The sequence below is a fragment of the Haemophilus sp. SZY H35 genome, assembly GCF_018829705.1.
In the GTDB taxonomy this organism is placed as follows: Bacteria; Pseudomonadota; Gammaproteobacteria; order Enterobacterales; family Pasteurellaceae; genus Haemophilus; species Haemophilus haemolyticus_K.
The window spans coordinates 1-3,144 of the sequence record NZ_JAHKJZ010000010.1; the positions used below are offsets into that span (position 1 = coordinate 1).

General features: G+C 49.5%; 2 rRNA genes. Both read left to right on the forward strand.

Annotation, left to right across the window (positions count from 1 at the left end):
• Positions 1-12 precede the first annotated feature (12 nt).
• A 23S ribosomal RNA gene (locus tag KP710_RS09340) occupies positions 13-2,909 on the forward strand.
• A gap of 118 nt (positions 2,910-3,027) precedes the next feature.
• Positions 3,028-3,143, forward strand: a 5S ribosomal RNA gene (gene rrf / locus KP710_RS09345).
• Position 3,144 lies beyond the last annotated feature (1 nt).

Sequence of the window (3,144 nt, forward strand, 5' to 3'; positions counted from 1 at the left end):
TTGAGGTTGTATAGTTAAGTGACTAAGCGTACAAGGTGGATGCCTTGGCAATCAGAGGCGAAGAAGGACGTGCTAATCTGCGAAAAGCTTGGATGAGTCGATAAGAGGCGTTTAATCCAAGATATCCGAATGGGGAAACCCAGTAGATGAAGAATCTACTATCACTTACTGAATCCATAGGTAAGTGAGGCAAACCGGGAGAACTGAAACATCTAAGTACCCCGAGGAAAAGAAATCAACCGAGATTTCGTTAGTAGCGGCGAGCGAAAGCGAAAGAGCCTGTTAATGATAGCAGCAGAGATAGAGGAATAAGCTGGGAAGCTTAGCGACACAGGGTGATAGCCCCGTACTCGACATCCAGGCTGTGGTACTAAGTTAACGAGAAGTAGGGCGGGACACGTGATATCCTGTTTGAAGATGGGGGGACCATCCTCCAAGGCTAAATACTCCTGATTGACCGATAGTGAACCAGTACTGTGAAGGAAAGGCGAAAAGAACCCCGGTGAGGGGAGTGAAATAGAACCTGAAACCTTGTACGTACAAGCAGTGGGAGCCTGAAAGGGTGACTGCGTACCTTTTGTATAATGGGTCAGCGACTTATATTTTGTAGCGAGGTTAACCGAATAGGGGAGCCGAAGGGAAACCGAGTCTTAACTGGGCGAATAGTTGCAAGGTATAGACCCGAAACCCGGTGATCTAGCCATGGGCAGGTTGAAGGTTGGGTAACACTAACTGGAGGACCGAACCGACTAATGTTGAAAAATTAGCGGATGACTTGTGGCTGGGGGTGAAAGGCCAATCAAACCGGGAGATAGCTGGTTCTCCCCGAAATCTATTTAGGTAGAGCCTTGAGCGGACACCTTTGGGGGTAGAGCACTGTTTCGGCTAGGGGTCCATCCCGGATTACCAACCCGATGCAAACTACGAATACCAAAGAGTGATACTCAGGAGACACACGGCGGGTGCTAACGTCCGTCGTGGAGAGGGAAACAACCCAGACCGCCAGCTAAGGTCCCAAAGTCTATATTAAGTGGGAAACGAAGTGGGAAGGCTTAGACAGCTAGGATGTTGGCTTAGAAGCAGCCATCATTTAAAGAAAGCGTAATAGCTCACTAGTCGAGTCGGCCTGCGCGGAAGATGTAACGGGGCTGAAATATAGCACCGAAGCTGCGGCATCAGACGTAAGTCTGTTGGGTAGGGGAGCGTTGTGTAAGCGGAAGAAGGTGTGTTGAGAAGCATGCTGGACGTATCACAAGTGCGAATGCTGACATAAGTAACGATAAAACGGGTGAAAAACCCGTTCGCCGGAAGACCAAGGGTTCCTGTCCAACGTTAATCGGGGCAGGGTGAGTCGGCCCCTAAGGCGAGGCTGAAGAGCGTAGTCGATGGGAAACAGGTTAATATTCCTGTACTTGGTAAAGCTGCGATGTGGGGACGGAGTAGGTTAGGTTATCGCACTGTTGGATATGTGCGTTTAAGTTGGTAGGTGGGAAGTTTAGGCAAATCCGGACTTCCTTAACACTGAGAGATGATGACGAGGCTCTACGGAGCTGAAGTAACCGATACCACACTTCCAGGAAAAGCCACTAAGCGAAAGGCTTTACTAAACCGTACTGAAAACCGACACAGGTGGTCAGGTAGAGAATACTCAGGCGCTTGAGAGAACTCGGGTGAAGGAACTAGGCAAAATAGCACCGTAACTTCGGGAGAAGGTGCGCCGGCGTAGATTGTAAGGGCTAGCCCCTGAAGGTTGAACCGGTCGAAGATACCAGCTGGCTGCAACTGTTTATTAAAAACACAGCACTCTGCAAACACGAAAGTGGACGTATAGGGTGTGATGCCTGCCCGGTGCTGGAAGGTTAATTGATGGTGTAATCGAAAGAGAAGCTCCTGATCGAAGCCCCAGTAAACGGCGGCCGTAACTATAACGGTCCTAAGGTAGCGAAATTCCTTGTCGGGTAAGTTCCGACCTGCACGAATGGCATAATGATGGCCAGGCTGTCTCCACCCGAGACTCAGTGAAATTGAAATCGCCGTGAAGATGCGGTGTACCCGCGGCTAGACGGAAAGACCCCGTGAACCTTTACTATAGCTTGACACTGAACATTGAATTTTGATGTGTAGGATAGGTGGGAGACTTAGAAGTAGTCACGCCAGTGATTATGGAGTCGTCCTTGAAATACCACCCTTTAACGTTTGATGTTCTAACGAAGATTGCGGAACGCGGTCTCGGACAGTGTCTGGTGGGTAGTTTGACTGGGGCGGTCTCCTCCCAAAGAGTAACGGAGGAGCACGAAGGTTTGCTAATCACGGTCGGACATCGTGAGGTTAGTGCAATGGTATAAGCAAGCTTAACTGCGAGACAGACAAGTCGAGCAGGTACGAAAGTAGGTCATAGTGATCCGGTGGTTCTGAATGGAAGGGCCATCGCTCAACGGATAAAAGGTACTCCGGGGATAACAGGCTGATACCGCCCAAGAGTTCATATCGACGGCGGTGTTTGGCACCTCGATGTCGGCTCATCACATCCTGGGGCTGAAGTAGGTCCCAAGGGTATGGCTGTTCGCCATTTAAAGTGGTACGCGAGCTGGGTTTAGAACGTCGTGAGACAGTTCGGTCCCTATCTGCCGTGGGCGTTGGAGAATTGGTTGGGGCTGCTCCTAGTACGAGAGGACCGGAGTGGACGCACCACTGGTGTTCCGGTTGTGTCGCCAGACGCATTGCCGGGTAGCTAAGTGCGGAAGAGATAAGTGCTGAAAGCATCTAAGCACGAAACTTGCCAAGAGATGAGTTCTCCCAGATTTAAAATCTGTAAGGGTTGTTTAAGACTAAGACGTAGATAGGTGCGGTGTGTAAGTGATGTGAGTCATTGAGCTAACGCATACTAATTGCCCGAGAGGCTTAACTATACAACGCTCAAGTGTTTTTGGAAAACAGAGTGAAAGAAAAAGAAATTAACTAAACGTTCAGCTTGTGGCCAATGAAGAACATAGATAGAAGTTAGAATAAAAGTTATCAAAGAATTATCCTGGCGGCGATAGTGCGGTGGAACCACCTGACACCATACCGAACTCAGAAGTGAAACGCTGTAATGCCGATGGTAGTGTGGGGCTTCCCCATGTGAGAGTAGGGCACCGCCAGGTT